General features: G+C 36.3%; 19 protein-coding genes. 5 read left to right on the top strand and 14 right to left on the bottom strand.

Features of this window, described 5'->3' with window-relative positions; translation table 11 throughout:
* Positions 1-17 precede the first annotated feature (17 nt).
* Complete coding sequence (locus ACTCAF_RS03540; RefSeq protein ID WP_463061921.1) at positions 18-788, top strand: bacteriohemerythrin; 771 nt, start codon at positions 18-20, stop codon at positions 786-788.
* The gene (locus ACTCAF_RS03535) at positions 769-1,506 is read left to right on the top strand and encodes an acyl-[acyl-carrier-protein] thioesterase (protein ID WP_463061920.1); all 738 of its coding nucleotides are present in this window, start codon (positions 769-771) and stop codon (positions 1,504-1,506) included. The genes ACTCAF_RS03540 and ACTCAF_RS03535 overlap by 20 nt, the downstream gene beginning before the upstream one ends.
* Positions 1,507-1,523: 17 nt before the next feature.
* Here ACTCAF_RS03535 and lysA read toward each other — a convergent pair whose 3' ends face one another.
* The 3 genes from lysA to ACTCAF_RS03520 form a co-directional block, all read right to left on the bottom strand.
* Complete coding sequence (gene lysA / locus ACTCAF_RS03530; RefSeq protein ID WP_463061919.1) at positions 1,524-2,774, bottom strand: diaminopimelate decarboxylase; 1,251 nt, start codon at positions 2,772-2,774, stop codon at positions 1,524-1,526.
* 72 nt (positions 2,775-2,846) lie between these two features.
* A complete protein-coding gene (locus ACTCAF_RS03525) occupies positions 2,847-3,653 on the bottom strand; it encodes a ZIP family metal transporter (RefSeq protein WP_463061918.1) in 807 nt (268 codons plus the stop codon).
* A gap of 2 nt (positions 3,654-3,655) precedes the next feature.
* Positions 3,656-4,003, bottom strand: a complete 348-nt coding sequence (locus ACTCAF_RS03520; protein ID WP_463061917.1) for a cupin domain-containing protein — start codon at positions 4,001-4,003, stop codon at positions 3,656-3,658.
* 85 nt (positions 4,004-4,088) lie between these two features.
* Between ACTCAF_RS03520 and ACTCAF_RS03515 the strand changes: the two genes are divergently transcribed.
* Positions 4,089-5,072, top strand: a complete 984-nt coding sequence (locus ACTCAF_RS03515) for a YhdH/YhfP family quinone oxidoreductase (RefSeq protein ID WP_463061916.1) — start codon at positions 4,089-4,091, stop codon at positions 5,070-5,072.
* Between the two features lie 30 nt (positions 5,073-5,102).
* Here the strand turns inward: ACTCAF_RS03515 and rpsT are convergent, their stop codons facing one another.
* The gene (rpsT, locus tag ACTCAF_RS03510; protein ID WP_463061915.1) at positions 5,103-5,372 is read right to left on the bottom strand and encodes a 30S ribosomal protein S20; all 270 of its coding nucleotides are present in this window, start codon (positions 5,370-5,372) and stop codon (positions 5,103-5,105) included.
* A 161-nt stretch (positions 5,373-5,533) separates the two neighbouring features.
* Between rpsT and ACTCAF_RS03505 the strand changes: the two genes are divergently transcribed.
* Positions 5,534-6,043 (top strand): nitroreductase family protein, encoded by a 510-nt coding sequence (locus tag ACTCAF_RS03505; RefSeq protein ID WP_463061914.1) that lies wholly within the window; start codon positions 5,534-5,536, stop codon positions 6,041-6,043.
* A gap of 12 nt (positions 6,044-6,055) precedes the next feature.
* On the opposite strand, the gene ACTCAF_RS03500 is transcribed toward ACTCAF_RS03505, so the two are convergent.
* Positions 6,056-6,874 carry a nitroreductase family protein gene (locus ACTCAF_RS03500; protein WP_463061913.1) on the bottom strand — a complete coding sequence of 273 codons (819 nt, stop codon included), beginning with the start codon at positions 6,872-6,874 and terminating at the stop codon, positions 6,056-6,058.
* A gap of 2 nt (positions 6,875-6,876) precedes the next feature.
* Positions 6,877-8,256, bottom strand: coding sequence for a class II fumarate hydratase (locus tag ACTCAF_RS03495; RefSeq protein WP_463061912.1), 1,380 nt, complete (start codon positions 8,254-8,256; stop codon positions 6,877-6,879).
* Between the two features lie 75 nt (positions 8,257-8,331).
* Here ACTCAF_RS03495 and ACTCAF_RS03490 point away from each other — a divergent pair, with 75 nt between their 5' ends.
* Complete coding sequence (locus ACTCAF_RS03490; RefSeq protein WP_463061911.1) at positions 8,332-8,814, top strand: cyclic nucleotide-binding domain-containing protein; 483 nt, start codon at positions 8,332-8,334, stop codon at positions 8,812-8,814.
* Between the two features lies 1 nt (position 8,815).
* Here ACTCAF_RS03490 and ACTCAF_RS03485 read toward each other — a convergent pair whose 3' ends face one another.
* From ACTCAF_RS03485 to hrcA, 8 genes are all read right to left on the bottom strand, one after another.
* Positions 8,816-9,682, bottom strand: coding sequence for a hypothetical protein (locus tag ACTCAF_RS03485; protein ID WP_463061910.1), 867 nt, complete (start codon positions 9,680-9,682; stop codon positions 8,816-8,818).
* Positions 9,672-11,054, bottom strand: a complete 1,383-nt coding sequence (argH, locus tag ACTCAF_RS03480; protein ID WP_463061909.1) for an argininosuccinate lyase — start codon at positions 11,052-11,054, stop codon at positions 9,672-9,674. The genes ACTCAF_RS03485 and argH overlap by 11 nt, the downstream gene beginning before the upstream one ends.
* A 2-nt stretch (positions 11,055-11,056) precedes the next feature.
* Positions 11,057-12,370 (bottom strand): sigma-54-dependent transcriptional regulator, encoded by a 1,314-nt coding sequence (locus ACTCAF_RS03475; RefSeq protein ID WP_463061908.1) that lies wholly within the window; start codon positions 12,368-12,370, stop codon positions 11,057-11,059.
* The gene (locus ACTCAF_RS03470) at positions 12,367-13,623 is read right to left on the bottom strand and encodes a sensor histidine kinase (protein ID WP_463061907.1); all 1,257 of its coding nucleotides are present in this window, start codon (positions 13,621-13,623) and stop codon (positions 12,367-12,369) included. The genes ACTCAF_RS03475 and ACTCAF_RS03470 overlap by 4 nt, the downstream gene beginning before the upstream one ends.
* Positions 13,624-14,739: a molecular chaperone DnaJ gene (gene dnaJ / locus ACTCAF_RS03465; RefSeq protein WP_463061906.1), complete on the bottom strand. Its 1,116-nt coding sequence runs from the start codon at positions 14,737-14,739 to the stop codon at positions 13,624-13,626.
* Between the two features lie 95 nt (positions 14,740-14,834).
* On the bottom strand, positions 14,835-16,763 hold the full coding sequence (dnaK, locus tag ACTCAF_RS03460) for a molecular chaperone DnaK (protein ID WP_463061905.1): 1,929 nt from the start codon (positions 16,761-16,763) through the stop codon (positions 14,835-14,837).
* Between the two features lies 1 nt (position 16,764).
* The gene (grpE, locus tag ACTCAF_RS03455) at positions 16,765-17,364 is read right to left on the bottom strand and encodes a nucleotide exchange factor GrpE (protein ID WP_463061904.1); all 600 of its coding nucleotides are present in this window, start codon (positions 17,362-17,364) and stop codon (positions 16,765-16,767) included.
* The gene (gene hrcA, locus ACTCAF_RS03450; protein WP_463061903.1) at positions 17,357-18,388 is read right to left on the bottom strand and encodes a heat-inducible transcriptional repressor HrcA; all 1,032 of its coding nucleotides are present in this window, start codon (positions 18,386-18,388) and stop codon (positions 17,357-17,359) included. The genes grpE and hrcA overlap by 8 nt, the downstream gene beginning before the upstream one ends.
* Between the last annotated feature and the right edge of the window lie 28 nt (positions 18,389-18,416).

Here is an 18,416-nt window from a genome sequence, read left to right as displayed (position 1 = left end):
TCAATAAGAGGCTGCACATGTCTGAAGAAAATTTATTAAGGATTGAACTTTTCACTGAAACTTATGAAACTATTTGCAAAAAAGTGGAATCTATTTCTGAAAATGAAATTGACAAGTTAAACTACCTGGAAATAAAGAGCTTAGCAAATGAGCTTAAAAATTTTCATAAATTTTTCTGGAATCTTATGGAAACATATAACTTTCCTGATAAAGAAACCTATAGAACACTTACAGACAACTACCTGAAAGAGCTTGGAGAAATATGCTTTGAAGCAGAAATATATAATTTTAAAGACACTTTAAAACAAAAGGTAAAAGATATACTGACAAATTACCTGGACAACTGCCTTTTAAACATAGATAACACATTTTTGCCATTTTTAAACAATACTATTTTTTTAAAGAATTTGACCCTTGGTATAAAACTTCTCGATGCTCAGCATAGGTCATTATTTGTATTTATTGATAAATTTATTTCAAAAGTAATAGAAAATGCCACAAAAGATGATGTAGAAAAAGTAGTCCAGTATCTTGAGAAATATGCAGACAAACATTTCCATGATGAAGAAACTATTATGAAAAATTCAGGTTACAGTGAAGCGGAAAGTCATATCGCAGAACACAAAAAATTTAAAAACACTATCGCCCATATCAAATCACAAATAAATGGCAATAACAGTGAGTTAATTGAACAAATTTTCAAAGGGCTCAATGAATGGCTCATAAAACATATTCTGGGTTCAGATAAAAGTTTTGCTGCATTTTACCATGAAAAGTCAAAAAATTAAGTTTAACCATACTGTCAATTATAACGAAGTTGACCAGAACCTCACCCTCAGACTCGATTCGCTTTTTGGGTATCTTCAATTTGCTGCGGTAAATCATTCTGAGATGGTAGGAGCAGGAACGGAATTTCTAAAACAGTTAGGTTACACATGGGTGCTGGGGAAAATCCAGATAATTTTGGACCATATGCCAAGACTTGGTGATCCACTTGAAATCTTCACATGGTCTCTTGGAGCAAAAGGTTTTGTTGCCACCAGAGATTTTGAATTGTGCCATAACGGTTTAAAGTTTGCAAAAGCAACCTCGATATGGTACTTTATCGATATAAACAAGAGAAGACCATTAAAAGTGCCTGCTCACATCATCGAAAAATACAATTCCTTAAATTTGGAGCCAAATTTTCCTTTACTTCATAAGAAAAAGTTTGTATTTGATGGAAATGTTGATTTTCTCGACAATATATCATTAAGATACTCCGATTTTGACTCAAACCTTCACGTCAACAACACTGCCTACTTCAATTATCTTCAAACTGCGCTTTTTAATTTTAAAACAAAACTACCGTTTATTGAAACAATAGCCTGCCAGTTTATAAAAGAAATCCCAAACACATGTAAAAATGTTGAAGTGATAATTTCTGAAAACTCTGACTCTGGAAAATTCAAAATAAAGTCAGAAACCGACTTTTGTATAGGGGAATATAAATTCAGGGGCTTATAGTAAACCCCTTTTATTTTTTAAAGCCTTGAGAAGTCAAGTGTTGCAAAAAGGTCATCAAGAGTTTCTGCCCTTCTTATAAGTTCTACACTTTTATCCTCTTTAAGCAAAAGCTCCGCCGACCTTAATTTGCCGTTGTAGTTGAAACCCATAGCATGACCATGAGCACCTGTATCATGAATTACTATTATATCTCCTGGCTCTATCTTTGGAAGACTTCTATCTATAGCAAATTTATCGTTGTTCTCACATAGTGAACCAACTACATCATACACCATATCTTTTGGCAAGTCTTCTTTCCCCATTACTGTTATGTGGTGATATGCCCCATACATACCGGGTCTCATAAGATTTGCCATGCACGCATCCACACCTATATACTTCTTATAAATATCTTTTTTATGGATTGCCCTGGTCACAAGATATCCATAAGGCCCGGTTATCATCCTGCCATTTTCCATATAAAGCTTCAGCGGGTCAAGCTTTGTCCCTTTAACTTTTTTGTCAAACAAATCTTTTATTTTGCCCCCTACATACTCAAGGTCTACTGCATTCTGCTCTGGCCTGTAAGGAATGCCTATCCCTCCGCCCATATTTATAAATTCAAATTTTATCCCAACTTCATTGGATATTTCATGGGCTACATCAAGAAGCATATTTACTGTGTCAACAAAATATTCAGGGTCAAGCTCATTTGAAGCAACCATAGTATGAAGTCCAAATCTCTTCACACCTCTGGATTTACAAATTTTGTAACCTTCAAACAATTGCTCTTTTGTAAAACCGTATTTCGCCTCTTCAGGTTTACCAATAATTGCATTCCCCCCTTTCAGTGGGCCTGGATTATATCTAAAACATATCAATTCCGGCAGACCGCATGTTTTATCAAGAAACTCAATATGGGTAATATCATCAAGATTAATAATTGCTCCAAGCTCTTTTGCCTTCTTATACTCACATTCAGGAGTCTCGTTGGATGTAAACATTATATTTTCACCCACGATACCCACTTTTTCAGACAGCACAAGCTCGGCCATAGAGCTGCAGTCAGCACCAAACCCTTCTTCTTTTAACAATTTGAGAATATATGGATTAGGTGTGGCTTTTACAGCAAAATATTCCTTAAAGCCATCATTCCAGCTAAATGCCTTCTTTAACCTTCTTGCGTTTTCCCTTATACCTTTTTCATCATATATGTGAAAAGGGGTTGGATATTTTTCAATTATCCTTTCAATCTGCTCCTTTGTAAAAGGCAACTTTTTCTCTGCCATAAACCAATTTCCTCCTAAAAAATTTTGACTTTCTAACATATTTTTAAACTTTTTTCAACAGGGCTTTACCACCTACCCCAAAGCAACATCAAGGGTCATCATAACTGCAAAACCTACCATTGCACCTATTGTAGACAGGTCTATCTCATCACCAAATTGGGACTCAGGAATCAACTCTTCAACCACCACATATATCATTGCACCTGCTGCAAATGATAGTGCATAAGGCAAAATAGGCTTCATAAACACCACGGCCAAAGCTCCTATTACACCTGCAATAGGCTCCACAATCCCTGAAGCCTGCCCGTATATAAAACTTTTAAAGCGACTCAAACCCTCTCTTCTTAGAGGAACAGAAACAGCAGCTCCCTCAGGGAAATTCTGAATACCGATGCCGATTGCAAGTGCAATTGCTCCACCAATTGATGCCGAAGCAAGCCCATTTCCCACAGCACCAAAAGCTACACCTACTGCAAGCCCTTCAGGAATATTGTGAAGAGTTATTGCAAGCACAAGCAAAACGCTTCTCTGCCAAGAGGTCGATATCCCTTCACTTTCTTGGCTACTCATATGTAAATGCGGCAATAATTTATCCACAAGCCATAAAAATGCTCCTCCAGATAAAAATCCTATAACCGGAGGAATCCATATTATACCACCCTCTTCTTCCACCATGGCAATTGCAGGAGCAAGAAGTGACCAAAAACTTGCAGCAATCATAACACCGGAAGCAAAACCCAGCATCAAGTTTAATATTCTTTTATTGATAGTTTTAAAGAAAAAAACCATTGATGCCCCAAGAGCAGTTAAAAACCAGGTAAATAATGTGGCAATCAGAGCTTGCAATGTATGCGGCAAATTCAAAAAGTAATCAAACATAATTATTTATCACCCTCTTCTGGCACAATACAAATAAATTTTAGATTGCTTTTTTTATTTGCCATAAATTGATGGGCGGTATTATTTGGAATATAAGCAATGGAACCAGCCTCCACATCATACTCTTTACCGCTGAGATAAAGCGTCCCCTTACCCGCTACAACATAATTAATATGAGGCCAGGGGTGTGAATGCCTCGGAGTGTGTCCACCATTTTCTATCTCAAAGATTCTCATCACATATCCATCCCAGCCCTGCTTTGGTCCAACTAAAGACTGTTTTATAACAGACTTTATATTTTCGCCATCAAATCTAATCTTCTCTACATCCTTTTCATGGCCTACAAACATCGGTTCCTCCTTATTAATTATTGAAATAATAACTATTTTACCCTAACATTATATTATCTTTTTCAAAAAATAAAAGGGGGAAGTTATGAATTTCAAAGCAATGGTTGTCAGAGAAAATGATGGAAAATACGAAAGAAAAATCGAAGAGAGAAAAATTTCCGATTTGCCGGATAATGAAGTATTAATCAATGTAAAATACTCTTCTCTTAACTACAAAGACGCTTTATCTGCAATCGGAAATAAAGGGGTTACTAAAAATTATCCCCACACTCCGGGAATCGATGCCGCCGGAATAGTTTATAGTTCCAAATCAGATAAATTCAAAAAAGGTGATGAAGTTATAGTTACCGGCTATGACCTTGGAATGAACACCCCAGGCGGATTTGGAGAATATATCTCCGTGCCTTCTTCCTGGATTATCAAAAAACCTTCAACCTTATCTCTCAAGGACAGTATGGTTTTTGGCACAGCGGGTTTTACTGCTGCGCTTTCAATTCTTCAGCTTGAAAAATACGGGTTAAAGCCAGACATTGGTGAAGTCCTGGTAACAGGTGCTACCGGAGGGGTAGGCTCAATGGCAGTTTCTATGCTCGCCGAATCAGGATACAGAGTTGTTGCTGCCACAGGTAAACAGGAAAAAATCGACTTTTTGAAAAAATTAGGCGCATCAGAAGTCTTAAGCAGAAAAGAAGTTGATGATGAAAGTGGAAAACCTCTGCTCAAGCCAAGATGGTCAGGTGTGGTGGATACTGTTGGAGGCAATATTCTTACTACAGCCATAAAGTCATTGAAATACGGGTGTTCAGCAACTACATGCGGTCTCACAAAGTCTGCCGAATTAAATATGACTGTTTTTCCTTTTATTTTAAGGGGTGTAAACCTGTTAGGAATAGATTCCGTTGAACAACCGCTGGAAGTTAAGGAAAAAGTATGGAACAATATTGCAAACAGGTGGAATAAAGATTTCGTAAAAAATATATATGAAGAAGTTTCTCTTAACGAGTTATCAGAAAAAATAGACCTTATTTTGAAAGGTCAGATTTCCGGCAGAGTTGTTGTGAAAATTTAAAAAAGTAAAGGGGCTCTAAAGCCCCTTTTATTAAGCAGACTTAAGTGAATTTAATTTTTTTGCAAGTCTTGAAACCCTTCTTGCTGCCTGATTTTTATGGATAACACCTTTAGAAGAAATCTTTAATATTTCTTTAGAAACAGTTTTAAAACTTTCCTCAGCGACACTCAGGTCACCACTGTTTACAGCAGCTATAAACTTTTTTGTCAATGTTTTCATTTTTGATTTGTAAGCTTTGTTTCTGAGCCTTCTCTTCTCAGACTGTCTAATTCTTTTTTTAGCTGACAATGTATGTGCCATTTAACACCTCTTATTTTTATAAATTGAGCTGTATTTAATAACAAGCTTAAAAAATAAAGTCAAGATTTTTTTGAACTTCCTGCTTTTATGAAGTAAAAGGAAACCTTGACACTTCAACCCTATCTCTTAAAATAGAACAAAAACTATAGAAGGAGGATAGTATGGATGTAATCACCGCAATAAAGACAAGAAGGAGTATAAGAAGTTTTAAACCGACACCAGTTGAAAAAGAAAAGGTAAACGAGCTCTTAAAACTTGCCATGTGTGCTCCGTCCGCAGGTAACCAACAGCCATGGCACTTTATTGTTGTTGATGATACAGGTATAAAAAATAAAATCGCCGATATGCATCCTTACGCCAAAATGCTTTATGATGCACCATTGGGAATTATAGTACTTGCCGATACAACACTTGAAAAATACAAAGGATACTGGGTACAGGATTGCTCAGCTGCGATAATGAACATTTTAACAGGAGCACCTGCCTTAAATCTACAAACAGTGTGGTGTGGAATTTACCCAACAGAAGAAAGGGTCAAAGAATTTAAAGATTTTTTCGACCTTCCTGATAATATAATTCCACTTGGACTTGTAATTGTTGGGTATTCTGACAAAAAAGGGTTTGAGGTGGACAGATTCAAACCTGAAAGGATTCACTACAATAAATTCTAATAAAAAAGGGGCTTAAAGCCCCAGTATTTTATGTTGTAACTTGTCATGTTGTGCAGTGCGATAATATTTAACTGCAGAAAAACCAAAACCCATTAAATATCCTATTTTGTAACCAGGAGGTATTTGTAAAAAATCTTTTAATTCTGGCATTAAGTCAAAATAATATTTCCCTATTCCGCTCCAGACTGTCCCGATATTGAGACTGTGAGCGTATATTTCAAAATAACTAAGTGCGATAATTGTATCCACATAAGATATATTGTCCCCTTCAGGTATAGAAGTAATTATAATATGCGGAGCTCCTCTAAAGGTTATATCAATCCCTTTCTTTTTGTATTGATATAGCACATACTTTAAAAAACCGTATTTGCCCGGCAACCTGTTGTTTTCCAGATATTTTTCGAATCTGTCCATCATTAAATTAATCAGACTATCTGTTTCTTTTTTTGTGCCGGTAACAGTAAGCATTGTTTTTTTGCTGTTATGACCGCTTGGAGCATAACTGGTCACTTCGATTAACTTATTTATAGTCTCAAGGGGAAGTTCATCCTGTTTGAATTTTCTTATTGTTTTTCTGTATTTTATAAATTTTTCCAACTCATTTCCATCTATATTGATCTCCTGAGAGTTTATACTCTTCAGAGGATTTTTGCCAAATATCGACAATGCTCCTGTGGGGCAAACAGCAAGACAGTGCTGGCACATGAGACAGGCAGAATCATCTTTTACAAAAGGCAACCCATCAAATCCAATTATTTTTACAGGGCAATCTTCAACGCAGTTTTTACATGCAATACAAAGTTTTTCGTCAACTTTAAAATTTAGCTCCATATTTACACCATTGACTTCGGATCAAAAATTTTCTCAACCTCATCCTCAGGGAGAATATTCATACTTTTTACCACATCTTTTACTGTTTTTCTCTCATTGAATGCCTTATAAGCTATTTCAGCAGCCTTATCATAGCCCACTTTAGCAGCCAGAGGGGTAACAATTGCCATCGACCAATCTACCAATTCATTGCATCTCTCAATATTTGCCTTTATACCCTTTATGCAAAACTCACTTAAGTGACTGCAAATATTTGTCAGCAGTTTCAGAGAGTATATAAGATTATCTGCTATAAGGGGCATCATAACGTTCAAATCGAGCAAACTACTTGCCCCTGCTATTGTAATAGTCTGGCAATTTCCCATCACTTCAGCTGCTACCTGTATTGTGGCTTCAGGGATTACGGGATTAACCTTGCCTGGCATAATAGAGCTGCCAGGTTGCAAAGAAGGGAGAGTAATTTCAGCGATTCCGCACCTTGGCCCTGAACTTAATAGCCTCAAATCATTTGCTATTTTCATAAGACTGACTGAAAGGCAATTCATTGCACCTGCAAGGGAAACTACCCCATCCTTTGCTGCAATCCCTTCAAAAAGATTGTCAGCCTGTCTGAAATCGATTCCGGTATACTCTGATATCTCTTGAATGGCGTATTTTGCAAAATCTTTATGTGTATTTATACCTGTACCAAGTGCAGTACCACCCAAAGGTAATTCCAGTATCCATTTCTCCTGATCAAGAAATCTAATTACAGATTTTTCAATCTGAGAGGCATAACCTGAAAATTCCTGCCCCAGAGTCATTGGCACTGCATCCATTAGATGGGTCCTGCCTATTTTTATTACATTTTTAAACTCTTCAGCCTTTTCTTTAAGGGAATCTTTCAGTCCTTCAAGGGCAAATACAAGATTTTTCATCAACAGTGCCGCTGAAATATGTATTGCAGTGGGAATAACATCATTGCTTGACTGCCCCTTGTTGACATCGTCATTAGGATGACAAAGCCCTTTATCCCCAAGTTTGCCACCTAAAATCTCAATGGCCCTGTTAGCAATTACCTCGTTAACATTCATATTGGTGGATGTCCCTGAACCCGTCTGAAAAACATCAATGGGAAATTGTTCATCATGCTTGCCATCCACAATTTCAAGAGCAGCTTTTATAATTGCGTAAGCCTTCTCCTCATCTATTAGCTTTAATTTCAAATTTGCATTGGCTGCCGCCATCTTAATTATTGCAACAGCATTTATAAATTCTTTTGGCAATCTTTTTCCACTTATGTTGAAATTGGACATAGCCCTTGCAGTTTGTGCCCCCCAATATGCAGCTGCAGGCACTTTCATTTCTCCCATACTGTCTTTTTCTATTCTAAATTCTGACATCTTTACCCCCTTTCTTATTGCCTTTAAAATTTTTATAGCATATTATAACAGATATTAGCAAGCCCGGGGGTAAAAATGAGTGCAGAAAAATACTTCTCGATTTTAAAGACTGATCATAAATTTGTTGAACTTTCCCGAGAAGAGCTGACAGAGATACTATCATTTTGTGAAGTAGAAACCTATAAAAAAGGGGAAGATATTATAAGAGAAGGGGAACAAGGGGATAAACTCTATATAATTGTTGAAGGCGAAGTGGGTGTTTCGAAAATTATCTCCAACCAGGTGGTATTTTTTATCACAACACTAAAAACAGGTGAAGTCTTTGGTGAGATGGCAATCATCTCAGATTATCCAAGATCAGCAAACGCTTTTGCAAAAACTGACACAACACTCCTGTATTTATCAAAAGATGCGTTTAAAAAAATAAAGTCTGATAATCAGATGCTTTTCGGCAAACTCTCCTTCATCCTATCAAAAGTACTGGCTGAAAGACTTTATAAAATTGAAGAAAGGATTAAAAATATCCTAAAGGCAACTCTCACGCAGGAAATAATTTAACTTACTTACCACAAAGAGTTATTTCTACTGCATTATTTTCAACATAACTGTTAAACGCAGAAACAGCAATCTTGCAAATATCCTTTGAAGGGATTATGGCAAAATTTTCCACCACCTCAAAAAGCTTTCTTTTTTCATTCTCTTCAATAATATATACTATATACCCCGAAGCTCCGGTCACGCTGTCCCAGCTTACAATGTAATCACTTTCCCTTTTGATAACCTTGATATTTTTAATATCATCAAGTCTGAATTTTGAATAGGAGATGTAGTTTTTCCTGAAAATTGTACCCTTATTAAAATATTTGTCAAAAGGCACTATCTCTATTGAATTTGTATCTCTGTCCTCAAATACAATATCAACTGAATTTTGTTTTGATTTTTTAAGTAATTTTGAGTTTAAATAAATTTCATAGTAACCTATTTCATCGCTGAAATCGATTTCAAGGTGCAAATATTTTTCACTCATTATGCTTTCTTTTATATTTTTTACTCTCACCGGCTGGTTGTAAACAATTTTCTTTACAGCCTCTTTCGATGCTATTTCAAGATTTTCGTCAATATTATAAAGCTTATAGACATATCCCTCACCTTTTTTAACATTTGTATCATCAAATAAAGACTTCTGCTTTACAACAGCTACTCTTTTAAAATCCTGAACACAATCATCAACAATATCTGCTTTTTCTATTAAAAGGCTGTAATTACTATTGTTGTTAAATGTTACCCCTTTTTCTGTTAAACTTATAATGCTTTCAACTACCGGTACCGGGATTTTAAACGTATCAAGAGGTACAGGGTCAGTCTTTTTCCCGCAAGCTGATAACACAACAAAAAGTAGTGCAAAAAAAACAAGCCTAAATTTCACTTAAAAACTTTTCTCCCTGCTCAATCTGATATTCAACAGAAACCTTTGCAGTTCCACCGATAGCTTTTCTGCTGTTTACTGAAGCTTCAACGGTAATAAAGTTATATATATCATCATCTATCAAATCACAAAAGCCTTTTAATTCCTCAATCTTCAAATCTGATAAGTCAATTTTTTTATCAAGACAAAATGCAACTGCTTTGCCAACCACATGATGAGCATCTCTGAAAGGCAAACCTTTTCTTACAAGGTAATCAGCCAAATCGGTAGCAGTGGAAAAACCAAGCTTTGCAGATTTATACATTTTGTCCTTTTTAAGAGTCATTTTTTCTATCATTGGAGCAAATATTTTAAGGGATGCCTTCAAAGTATCAGCTGTGTCAAAAACGGGCTCCTTATCCTCCTGCATATCTTTATTGTAAGCAAGAGGCAGACCTTTCATTGTGGTAAAAAGGCTTACCATATTTCCATATACTCTTCCTGTCTTCCCCCTGATAAGCTCAGGAATATCCGGATTCTTTTTTTGAGGCATAATGCTGCTTCCGGTACAATAATCATCGCTTAGTTCAATAAATGCAAATTCTGAAGTTGAAAATATTATAAACTCTTCAGAAATCCTTGAAAGGTGCATCTGGCAAATAGATGCCGATGACAAAAATTCAAGAGCAAAATCCCTATCACTTACAGAGTCAAGACTATTTAGTGTTGGTGCAAAAAAACCAAGCTCATTTGCCGTAAAATCTCTGTCTATGTCAAATGTCGTACCTGCCAGCGCACCTGCACCAAGAGGACAAAATTCAAGCCTCTTTAGCAAATCTGTAAACCTCTGGTAGTCTCTCTTGAACATTTCAAAATAAGCCATAAGATAATGGGAAAAGAGAATTGGCTGGGCAGTCTGCAAATGAGTATATCCTGGCATAATTACGTCTATTTCCTGTCTGGCTTTTTCAAGAATAACTTTCATTAGAAGTTTTAAATAATTTTTAATTTCACCTATTTCACTTCTCAAATACATTCTAAAGTCAACGGCTACCTGGTCATTCCTGCTCCTTGCGGTATGAAGCTTTCCTGCAACAGGCCCCACAATCTCTTTTAATCTTTTTTCAACTGCCATATGAATATCTTCATCTTCTGTTTTAAAAATAAACTTCCCTTCTTTAATTTCAGTCAAAACGATTTCAAGCCCTTTTAAAATCTCCTCTGATTCCCTATCAGTAATAATTTTTTGTTTCGAAAGCATTTTTACATGTGCCATACTGCCTTTTATGTCAAATTCAGCAAACCTTTTATCAAAGTGTATAGAGGCATTAAACTCTTCCACAAATTTATCCGTAGGTAACGAAAATCTACCTGCCCAGGGTTTCTCACTCATAATTACACCTCAATATTATATTCCTTTATTTTATTATATAATGTTTTTCTTGAAATACCAAGGATTTTGGCAGCCTGAGACTTGTTATTGCCCGACTCTTTCAATGCCTTGAAAATTAGTTGTTTTTCATTCTCTTTTACATCAAGCACTGATTCATTTTGAACTTTTTCCCTAAAATCAGGCAACAAATCCCCTGTAAGTTTTTCAGAGCTACACAAAATAATACTTCTTTCAACTATATTCTCGAGCTCTCTAATATTTCCTGGAAAACTGTATGTTTTTAGCTTCTCAATATACTCAGCAGTATAACCTTTAATTATTTTTGAAAACTTCATCGAATATTTTTTTATAAAAAAATCTACAAGCATGGGAATTTCTGACTTGCGCTCCCTTAAAGGAGGCAAGTTTACAGGAAATACATTGAGCCTGAAAAACAGGTCTTCACGAAATTCCCCTTTTTTAACCATATCTTCGAGGTTTCTATTTGTAGCAGCAATAACTCTCACATCAGTTTTTAATGTTTTTACCCCACCAACCCTTTCAAACTCCCTTTCCTGCAAAACTCTCAAGAGCTTTGCCTGGGTAGAAATTGGCATCTCTCCAATTTCATCCAAAAATATAGTTCCACCATCTGCAAGCTCAAATTTACCTTTTTTCTGGTTGGTAGCGCCGGTAAAAGCACCTTTTTCATGCCCGAAAAGTTCGCTTTCTATGAGATTTTCATTTAGTGCTGCACAATTCACCGCTAAAAATTGCCTGTCAGCCCTTTTTGAATTTTTATGGATAGCCCTTGCTACAAGCTCTTTTCCTGTGCCCGATTCACCGTAAATAATCACTGATGCGTCAGTCGGCGAAACCATTTTTAAAAGATTCAAGATTTTCCCGAGTCCATCCTTACTGTAAACACCTTCAAACTCAAAATCTACCAATGCATCTTCACCACTTGATTCAACCTGGTTTAAACCTATATTCTCAAGACTTTTTAACAATAATTCTATATCAACGGGTTTTGTAATAAAATCAATGGCACCAAGCTTCATGCTCTCAACAGCTGTCCTCACATTGTTGAAAGCAGTTACCATTATGACAGGAGTATTTATTCCTTTTTCTTTTAATTTTGAAAGGGTTGTTATACCATCCATAATACTCATTTTAATATCAAGCAAAATTGCAAATAACTCATTTTCTTCAGCCATATATATGCCGTCAAGACCGCTTTCAGCCTCGATTACTTCATAACCGGCCTCTTCAAGATGTATCTTGAGCATAAGTCTGTGATTTTTTTCGTCATCAATAATCAGTATCTTTTTGCTCATGCTGACTTTCCCAAATTTACCGAAACTACGAAAGGATTTGTACTTTCAATTATAATCTCTCCATCGTGAAGCTCAATTATTTTTCTACAAATGGAAAGCCCAAGCCCGCTCCCCTTTGCCCTCGTGCTATAAAAAGGCTCAAATAACTTATTCTCATCAAAATCTTTATTAACTATTTTATTTATGATTTTAAAAGACTTTTTTGTATTGTCCAAAATTATCTTGATTTTTTCATTTGCAGGTGAAGCAGTAAGAGCATTCAGAAGAAGATTTATAACCACCTGTAATATTTTTTCACTGTCAACAGATTGAGAAAAAGTTTCCCCTTCAATTTCCACATTGATATTTTTATTTGAAATATCGTACCTTAAAATTTCCATTGCTTTTAAAAAAATACTCTTAATATCAACCACTTTCTTGTCAAGGACAACGGGTCTGCCAAAGCTTAAAAAATCATTGACAATTTTATTCAGCCGCTCAATCTCTTCCAGGGACTTAGAAAGATAATCTTTTATTTTATCATCCCCAACCTTTTTTGCGCTAAACTCAACCAGCCCCTTCATAGAGCTTAGAGGGTTTTTTATTTCATGAGCAAGGACATTTGCAAACTTTCCAAGCTCAGCCTCCTTTTCTATCTTCTTGAGTTTTTCTTGTGTATTTATATAGCTTTTAAAAATTTTAAACAGATAAAGAGCGATAAAAATAAGCAACACTTCAGTGGCAATTATAAAAAATATATTCAAGAAAATTTCTCTCTTAATGTTGTTGTAATTTGTCAGGTCCATTATTAAAAACGCATTGAAGACAATTTTCTCCCTGGGAAACTCATCAAACCTTCCCATCATGCCAAACCTTCTTCTTGCAGGATCAAAAATTATCTTATTTCTCAGAATCAGTTCATTTTCTGTTTCAAGTACACCGTTTTCAAGTGTTTTTAACTGCAAGTTGTCAACATCTTTGATGCTAAATATAATTTTTCCCTGCTCGTCGAAAATAATAAGATTTTTAACACTTTCATTTTTTGCAAGCTCCTCAGCAAGAAGCTCGAGGTTATGTCTTGAAAAACCCATATTCATCATAAAAATGCGGTTGCCACCCTCAAGGGTTTTCATTATCAGCTTGCCATAATTTACCATGTGAGCTTTGAAATGTCCCAAATTTCTCTTTTCAGTGTTAAATATTGAAACTATAAGAATCAAGTTTAAAATTATTGCAGAAATTATTAATAAACGAACCTTTTTAAATATCTTCATTTAGCCGTTAAAAAATCCCTTCATTTTTTCCCACAAGCTCTTTTCCGAGGAATATGTGCTCTCGTCAGACTCATTTTTGAAAGCCTCAAGAAGCTCCTTTTGTTTTTTATTCAACTTGGTGGGGATAACAACTTTTAAGTTTACAATCATATTCCCTATTCCATACCCCTGAACATCCTGTACACCTTTGCCCTTAAGCACAATCTGCTCATCCGGCTGAGTCCCTGGCTTAATTTTAATTGTTTCATGCCCGTCAATTGTTGGAATATCAAGAGTAGTTCCAAGAGCTGCATCTACAAATGATATGGGAACATCGAGAATTATATTTCTCCCTTTTCTTTTAAAATATTCGTGTTCTTTAACTTTTACATGGACAAACAGATCGCCGGCCGGGCCTCCATAAATTCCGTCATTTCCGCCTCCGGAAATTCTTAAGGTCATATTGTCTTCAATACCTGCCGGTATTTTGACATCAAGAGTTTTATACTCCCTTATTGCACCTTCACCTTTACACTCTTTACACCTTTCTTTAATAAACTCTCCTGTCCCACCACACTGTGGACATGTAGTGGAAAGTGTAAAAAATCCCTGTCTTTGAGTAATCTGCCCTGTACCTTTACATGTGTTACATGTCGTAACTCCGCCTGGCTCGGCACCTGTCCCGTCACAACGCTTACAATTTGATGTCTTTGGCACTTTTACCTTTTTTGATGTACCAAAACATGCCTCCTTAAACTCAATATCAACACTGACCTCTATATTTGAACCCTTACGGGGTCTTTTTCTCTGCCTGGAGCTTCTTGCATTGCCAAAAAAATCCCCAAAAACATCTCCAAAAAACTCTTCAAATATTGTTGAGCCAAAATCCTGGCCTGAAAACCCTGAAGACCCGTTTTCATCAAAAACCCTTCCAAACTGGTCATACTGAGCTCTTTTTTGAGGGTCACTCAAAACCTGATAAGCCTCGTTGACCTCTCTGAATTTTCCCTCAGCTTCTTTATTGTCAGGATTTCTGTCAGGGTGATATTGTAATGCAAGCTTCCGGTAAGCTTTTTTTATTTCCGTATCCGTTGCATTTTTTGCAACACCAAGTATAGCGTAATAATCCTTAGCCAATTAACCCCTCCGGCTTTTGATTGTATTTAAAGAATGTTAAGTTTGCTCATATATCACTTTTTTTAAAAAAATAAAAGGGGCAAAAAGCCCCCTTTTTATTTGTTGTCCTCTTTTACCTCTTCATAGTCAGCATCAACTACATTGTCATCCTTTTTCCCTTCTTGTGAAGCGCCTGAATCGGTGTTGTTCTCTCCACCATGAGCATGCTGCTGACCGGCATTTTTGTATATCTCCTCTGCAAGTTTATGTGAAGCATTTGCAAGTTTTTCAATTCCTGCTTTGATTTTTTCAACATCATCGCCTGACTGAACCTGCTTTAATTCTTCAAGCGCCTTTTCAATATTTTCTTTTGTAGCAGCATCTACTTTGTCACCGTGCTCTTTCAGTGATTTCTCAGTGGAGTATATCAATGTATCCGCCTGGTTTCTTATTTCAATAAGCTCTTTTTTCTTCTTGTCAGCTTCAGCGTTAAGCTCAGCATCTTTGACCATCTTTTCGATCTCTTCTTCACTAAGGCCGCTGCTTGGAGTAATTCTGATAGATTGCTCTTTTCCGGTACCAAGGTCTTTTGCATAAACACTTAATATACCATTGGCATCTATATCAAAAGTCACCTCAATTTGAGGAACGCCACGTGGCGCAGGTGCAATACCTACAAGGTCAAATCTACCGATTGACTTATTGTCTGCAGCCATTTCACGTTCTCCCTGAAGTACGTGAATGGTAACAGATGTCTGATTATCCTGAGCTGTGGTAAATACCTGACTCTTCTTGGTTGGAATAGTTGTATTTCTGTTTATAATTTTGGTCATTACTCCGCCCAAAGTTTCGATACCCAGTGAAAGTGGGGTAACATCAAGCAAAAGTACATCTTTAACGTCACCTCTTAATACCCCACCCTGTATTGCCGCACCAATTGCAACAACTTCATCAGGGTTGATACCTTTATGGGGCTCTTTACCGAAAAATTCTTTAACCTTCTGCTGTACAAGTGGCATCCTTGTCATACCACCCACAAGGATAACCTCGTCAATATCAGAAGCTGTAAGTCCAGCATCTTTCAGTGCTTTTTTACATGGCTCCAACGTACTTTCAACCAGGTCCATTACAAGACTTTCAAGTTTTGCCCTTGAAAGTTTTTTAACAAGGTGTTTTGGCCCTGTCTGGTCTGCAGTTATAAAAGGAAGGTTTATCTCCGTTTCAAGTGAAGTTGAAAGCTCGTGTTTTGCTTTTTCGGCAGCTTCTTTCAGACGCTGCAAAGCCATTTTATCATTTCTTAAATCAATCCCTGTTTCCTTTTTAAATTCATCAATGAGCCAATTTACAATTCTTATATCGAAGTCATCTCCACCAAGATAGGTATCACCGTTGGTAGACTTTACTTCAAATACACCATCACCAAGCTCAAGAATTGAAATATCAAAAGTACCACCACCAAGGTCGTATACAGCAATTTTTTCATCTTTCTTTTTGTCAAGCCCATAAGCAAGGGCAGCAGCAGTAGGCTCATTTATAATTCTGAGCACATTAAGACCTGCAATTTTACCAGCATCCTTTGTCGCCTGACGCTGAGCATCATTGAAATATGCAGGCACTGTAATAACAGCATCAGTTACTGTCTCACCAAGATATTCTTCTGCAGTTTTTTTCAGCTTTTGCAAAATCATTGCAGATATTTCCTGAGGAGCATATTTTTTCCCTTTAACTTCTACCCATGCATCATTATTGTCTGATGGTACAATTTTGTAAGGCAATATTTTTTTTGCCTTTTCCACCTGATCAGAGTCAAACTTTCTACCAATTAATCTTTTGATACTAAAAATAGTATTCTCAGGGTTTGTAATTGCCTGCCTTTTGGCAAGCATCCCTACCAATCTTTCACCACTATCGGTGAAAGCTACCACTGATGGTGTAGTGGTCATCCCTTCAGCATTTATAATTACCTTAGGTTGTCCACCTTCCATAACAGAAACAACTGAGTTTGTAGTACCTAAGTCGATACCAATTACTTTAGAACTAGCCATTTTAGTCCTCCTTTTCCTCTATATTTTCTACTTTATTTACCCTAACCTTTGTGGGCCTTATGACCCTGTCATGAAGAGTATAACCTTTTTGCATCACAAGGGTTATTGCATTATTCTTATGATTTTGGTCGCTATCAAGCATCATAGCATCATGCAAATTAGGGTTAAACTCATCACCAATATTTGTCTGAATTTCCTTTGCACCATATTTGGCCAAAGTATCCTTAAATTGCTTTAATGTAAGCTCTACCCCCTGTTTGAGAGCTTTAATCTCCTCTGACTCTTTTATATGGGCTAACGCCATCTCAAGATTGTCAATTATCGTCAAAAAATCCAAAATTATCTGCTGATTAGCATATTTCAACTTATCTTCAGTCTCCTTTGAAAGCCTTTTTCTAAAATTATCAAGCTCCGCAGCAAGCCTTAGCATTTGGTCCTTTGATTCCTGAACTTCTTTTTTCAGGGATTCATTCTCCATTTTTAGCATCAGCTTTTCAGTATCTTCACTTTCTTCGACTTTTGCCTCTTCAGATTCCTGAATATTTTCATTATTTTTATTCTCTTCGCTCATAATCTCTTCATCCTTCTTTCTCTTACTCATCTTCTCCTCCGATTTTATTCAAAAGCTTTGACATTATTTCCGCCGTATAATCCACCACAGGAATAATATCAGGATACCTCATCCTTTTTGGACCGATAACCCCAAGGGTACCAATCACTTTATCATCCCTTTTGTAAGGTTTTGTAACAAGGCTTAAATTAAGGTTTTCATCCGTTATTTCGGAGCCTATAAAAATTTTTATGGTAGGCTCCTGGATACACTTTTCAATTATTTCGTAAATAAGTGTTTTTTCCTCAAAAAAATCAAGCAGATTTTTTAGACTGTCAGAGTCTTTAAACTCAGGCAGTCCAAGTATATTTTTAGTGCCATAAATTACAAGCTCCCCGCCAAAGTCATGATTTAGCAAATAGTCGCTTGTTATCTGCTTTGCTTTTCTTGCGACCTCGTCAAATTCTTCTTTTTTTGACGCCATATCGCTATAAAGGGAATTTTTTATATCCATCAAACTCTTATTATGAAAACTCATATTCAGATAATTGGAAACCCTTTGCAAATCTTGATCTGTATATTCCGGTCCCATATTCATAATAAGGTTATGTACAATACCTGACTTTGTAACAACAATGCAGAGTACGCTTTCCCTGTTCAACCTTAAAAATTCTATATGCTTCAAATACATACTGTTAATCTTAGGAGAAACCACAAATCCAACGGAATGAGAAACCTCTCCCAATTTGCGACTTATCTCTTTAAAGAGAAATTCCATATTAATTGGATTTACTTTCTCAATATCTTTTATTTTATTTATAAGCTCCTTATTAAATGTAACAAACTGGTCGACATAATACCTGAAACCTTTATCGGTAGGTATCCTGCCAGAAGAAACATGTGTCTGTTCAAGAAAACCTTTCTCTTCAAGGTCGCTCATAATATTTCTTATAGATGCAGGGCTAAGATTTAGATCGCTGTTTTTTGATATAAACCTTGAGCCAACAGGAATACTGCTGTTAATATACTCATCAACAATAATCTTTAAAACTTTAGCTTCCCTGTCTGTTAACATCAAAGCCACCCCATCTATTAGCACTCTC

Source organism: Deferrivibrio sp. (assembly GCF_055117995.1).
This window is presented reverse-complemented; position numbering and strand designations above follow the sequence as displayed.

Coding starts and splice junctions, on each gene's coding strand:
- ACTCAF_RS03540 (WP_463061921.1), top strand. CDS start 18: ATGTCTGAAGAAAATTTATTAAGGATTGAACTTTTCACTGAAACTTAT.
- ACTCAF_RS03535 (WP_463061920.1), top strand. CDS start 769: ATGAAAAGTCAAAAAATTAAGTTTAACCATACTGTCAATTATAACGAA.
- lysA (WP_463061919.1), bottom strand. CDS start 2,774: ATGGCAGAGAAAAAGTTGCCTTTTACAAAGGAGCAGATTGAAAGGATA.
- ACTCAF_RS03525 (WP_463061918.1), bottom strand. CDS start 3,653: ATGTTTGATTACTTTTTGAATTTGCCGCATACATTGCAAGCTCTGATT.
- ACTCAF_RS03520 (WP_463061917.1), bottom strand. CDS start 4,003: ATGTTTGTAGGCCATGAAAAGGATGTAGAGAAGATTAGATTTGATGGC.
- ACTCAF_RS03515 (WP_463061916.1), top strand. CDS start 4,089: ATGAATTTCAAAGCAATGGTTGTCAGAGAAAATGATGGAAAATACGAA.
- rpsT (WP_463061915.1), bottom strand. CDS start 5,372: ATGGCACATACATTGTCAGCTAAAAAAAGAATTAGACAGTCTGAGAAG.
- ACTCAF_RS03505 (WP_463061914.1), top strand. CDS start 5,534: ATGGATGTAATCACCGCAATAAAGACAAGAAGGAGTATAAGAAGTTTT.
- ACTCAF_RS03500 (WP_463061913.1), bottom strand. CDS start 6,874: ATGGAGCTAAATTTTAAAGTTGACGAAAAACTTTGTATTGCATGTAAA.
- ACTCAF_RS03495 (WP_463061912.1), bottom strand. CDS start 8,256: ATGTCAGAATTTAGAATAGAAAAAGACAGTATGGGAGAAATGAAAGTG.
- ACTCAF_RS03490 (WP_463061911.1), top strand. CDS start 8,332: ATGAGTGCAGAAAAATACTTCTCGATTTTAAAGACTGATCATAAATTT.
- argH (WP_463061909.1), bottom strand. CDS start 11,054: ATGAGTGAGAAACCCTGGGCAGGTAGATTTTCGTTACCTACGGATAAA.
- ACTCAF_RS03475 (WP_463061908.1), bottom strand. CDS start 12,370: ATGAGCAAAAAGATACTGATTATTGATGACGAAAAAAATCACAGACTT.
- ACTCAF_RS03470 (WP_463061907.1), bottom strand. CDS start 13,623: ATGAAGATATTTAAAAAGGTTCGTTTATTAATAATTTCTGCAATAATT.
- dnaK (WP_463061905.1), bottom strand. CDS start 16,763: ATGGCTAGTTCTAAAGTAATTGGTATCGACTTAGGTACTACAAACTCA.
- grpE (WP_463061904.1), bottom strand. CDS start 17,364: ATGAGTAAGAGAAAGAAGGATGAAGAGATTATGAGCGAAGAGAATAAA.
- hrcA (WP_463061903.1), bottom strand. CDS start 18,388: ATGTTAACAGACAGGGAAGCTAAAGTTTTAAAGATTATTGTTGATGAG.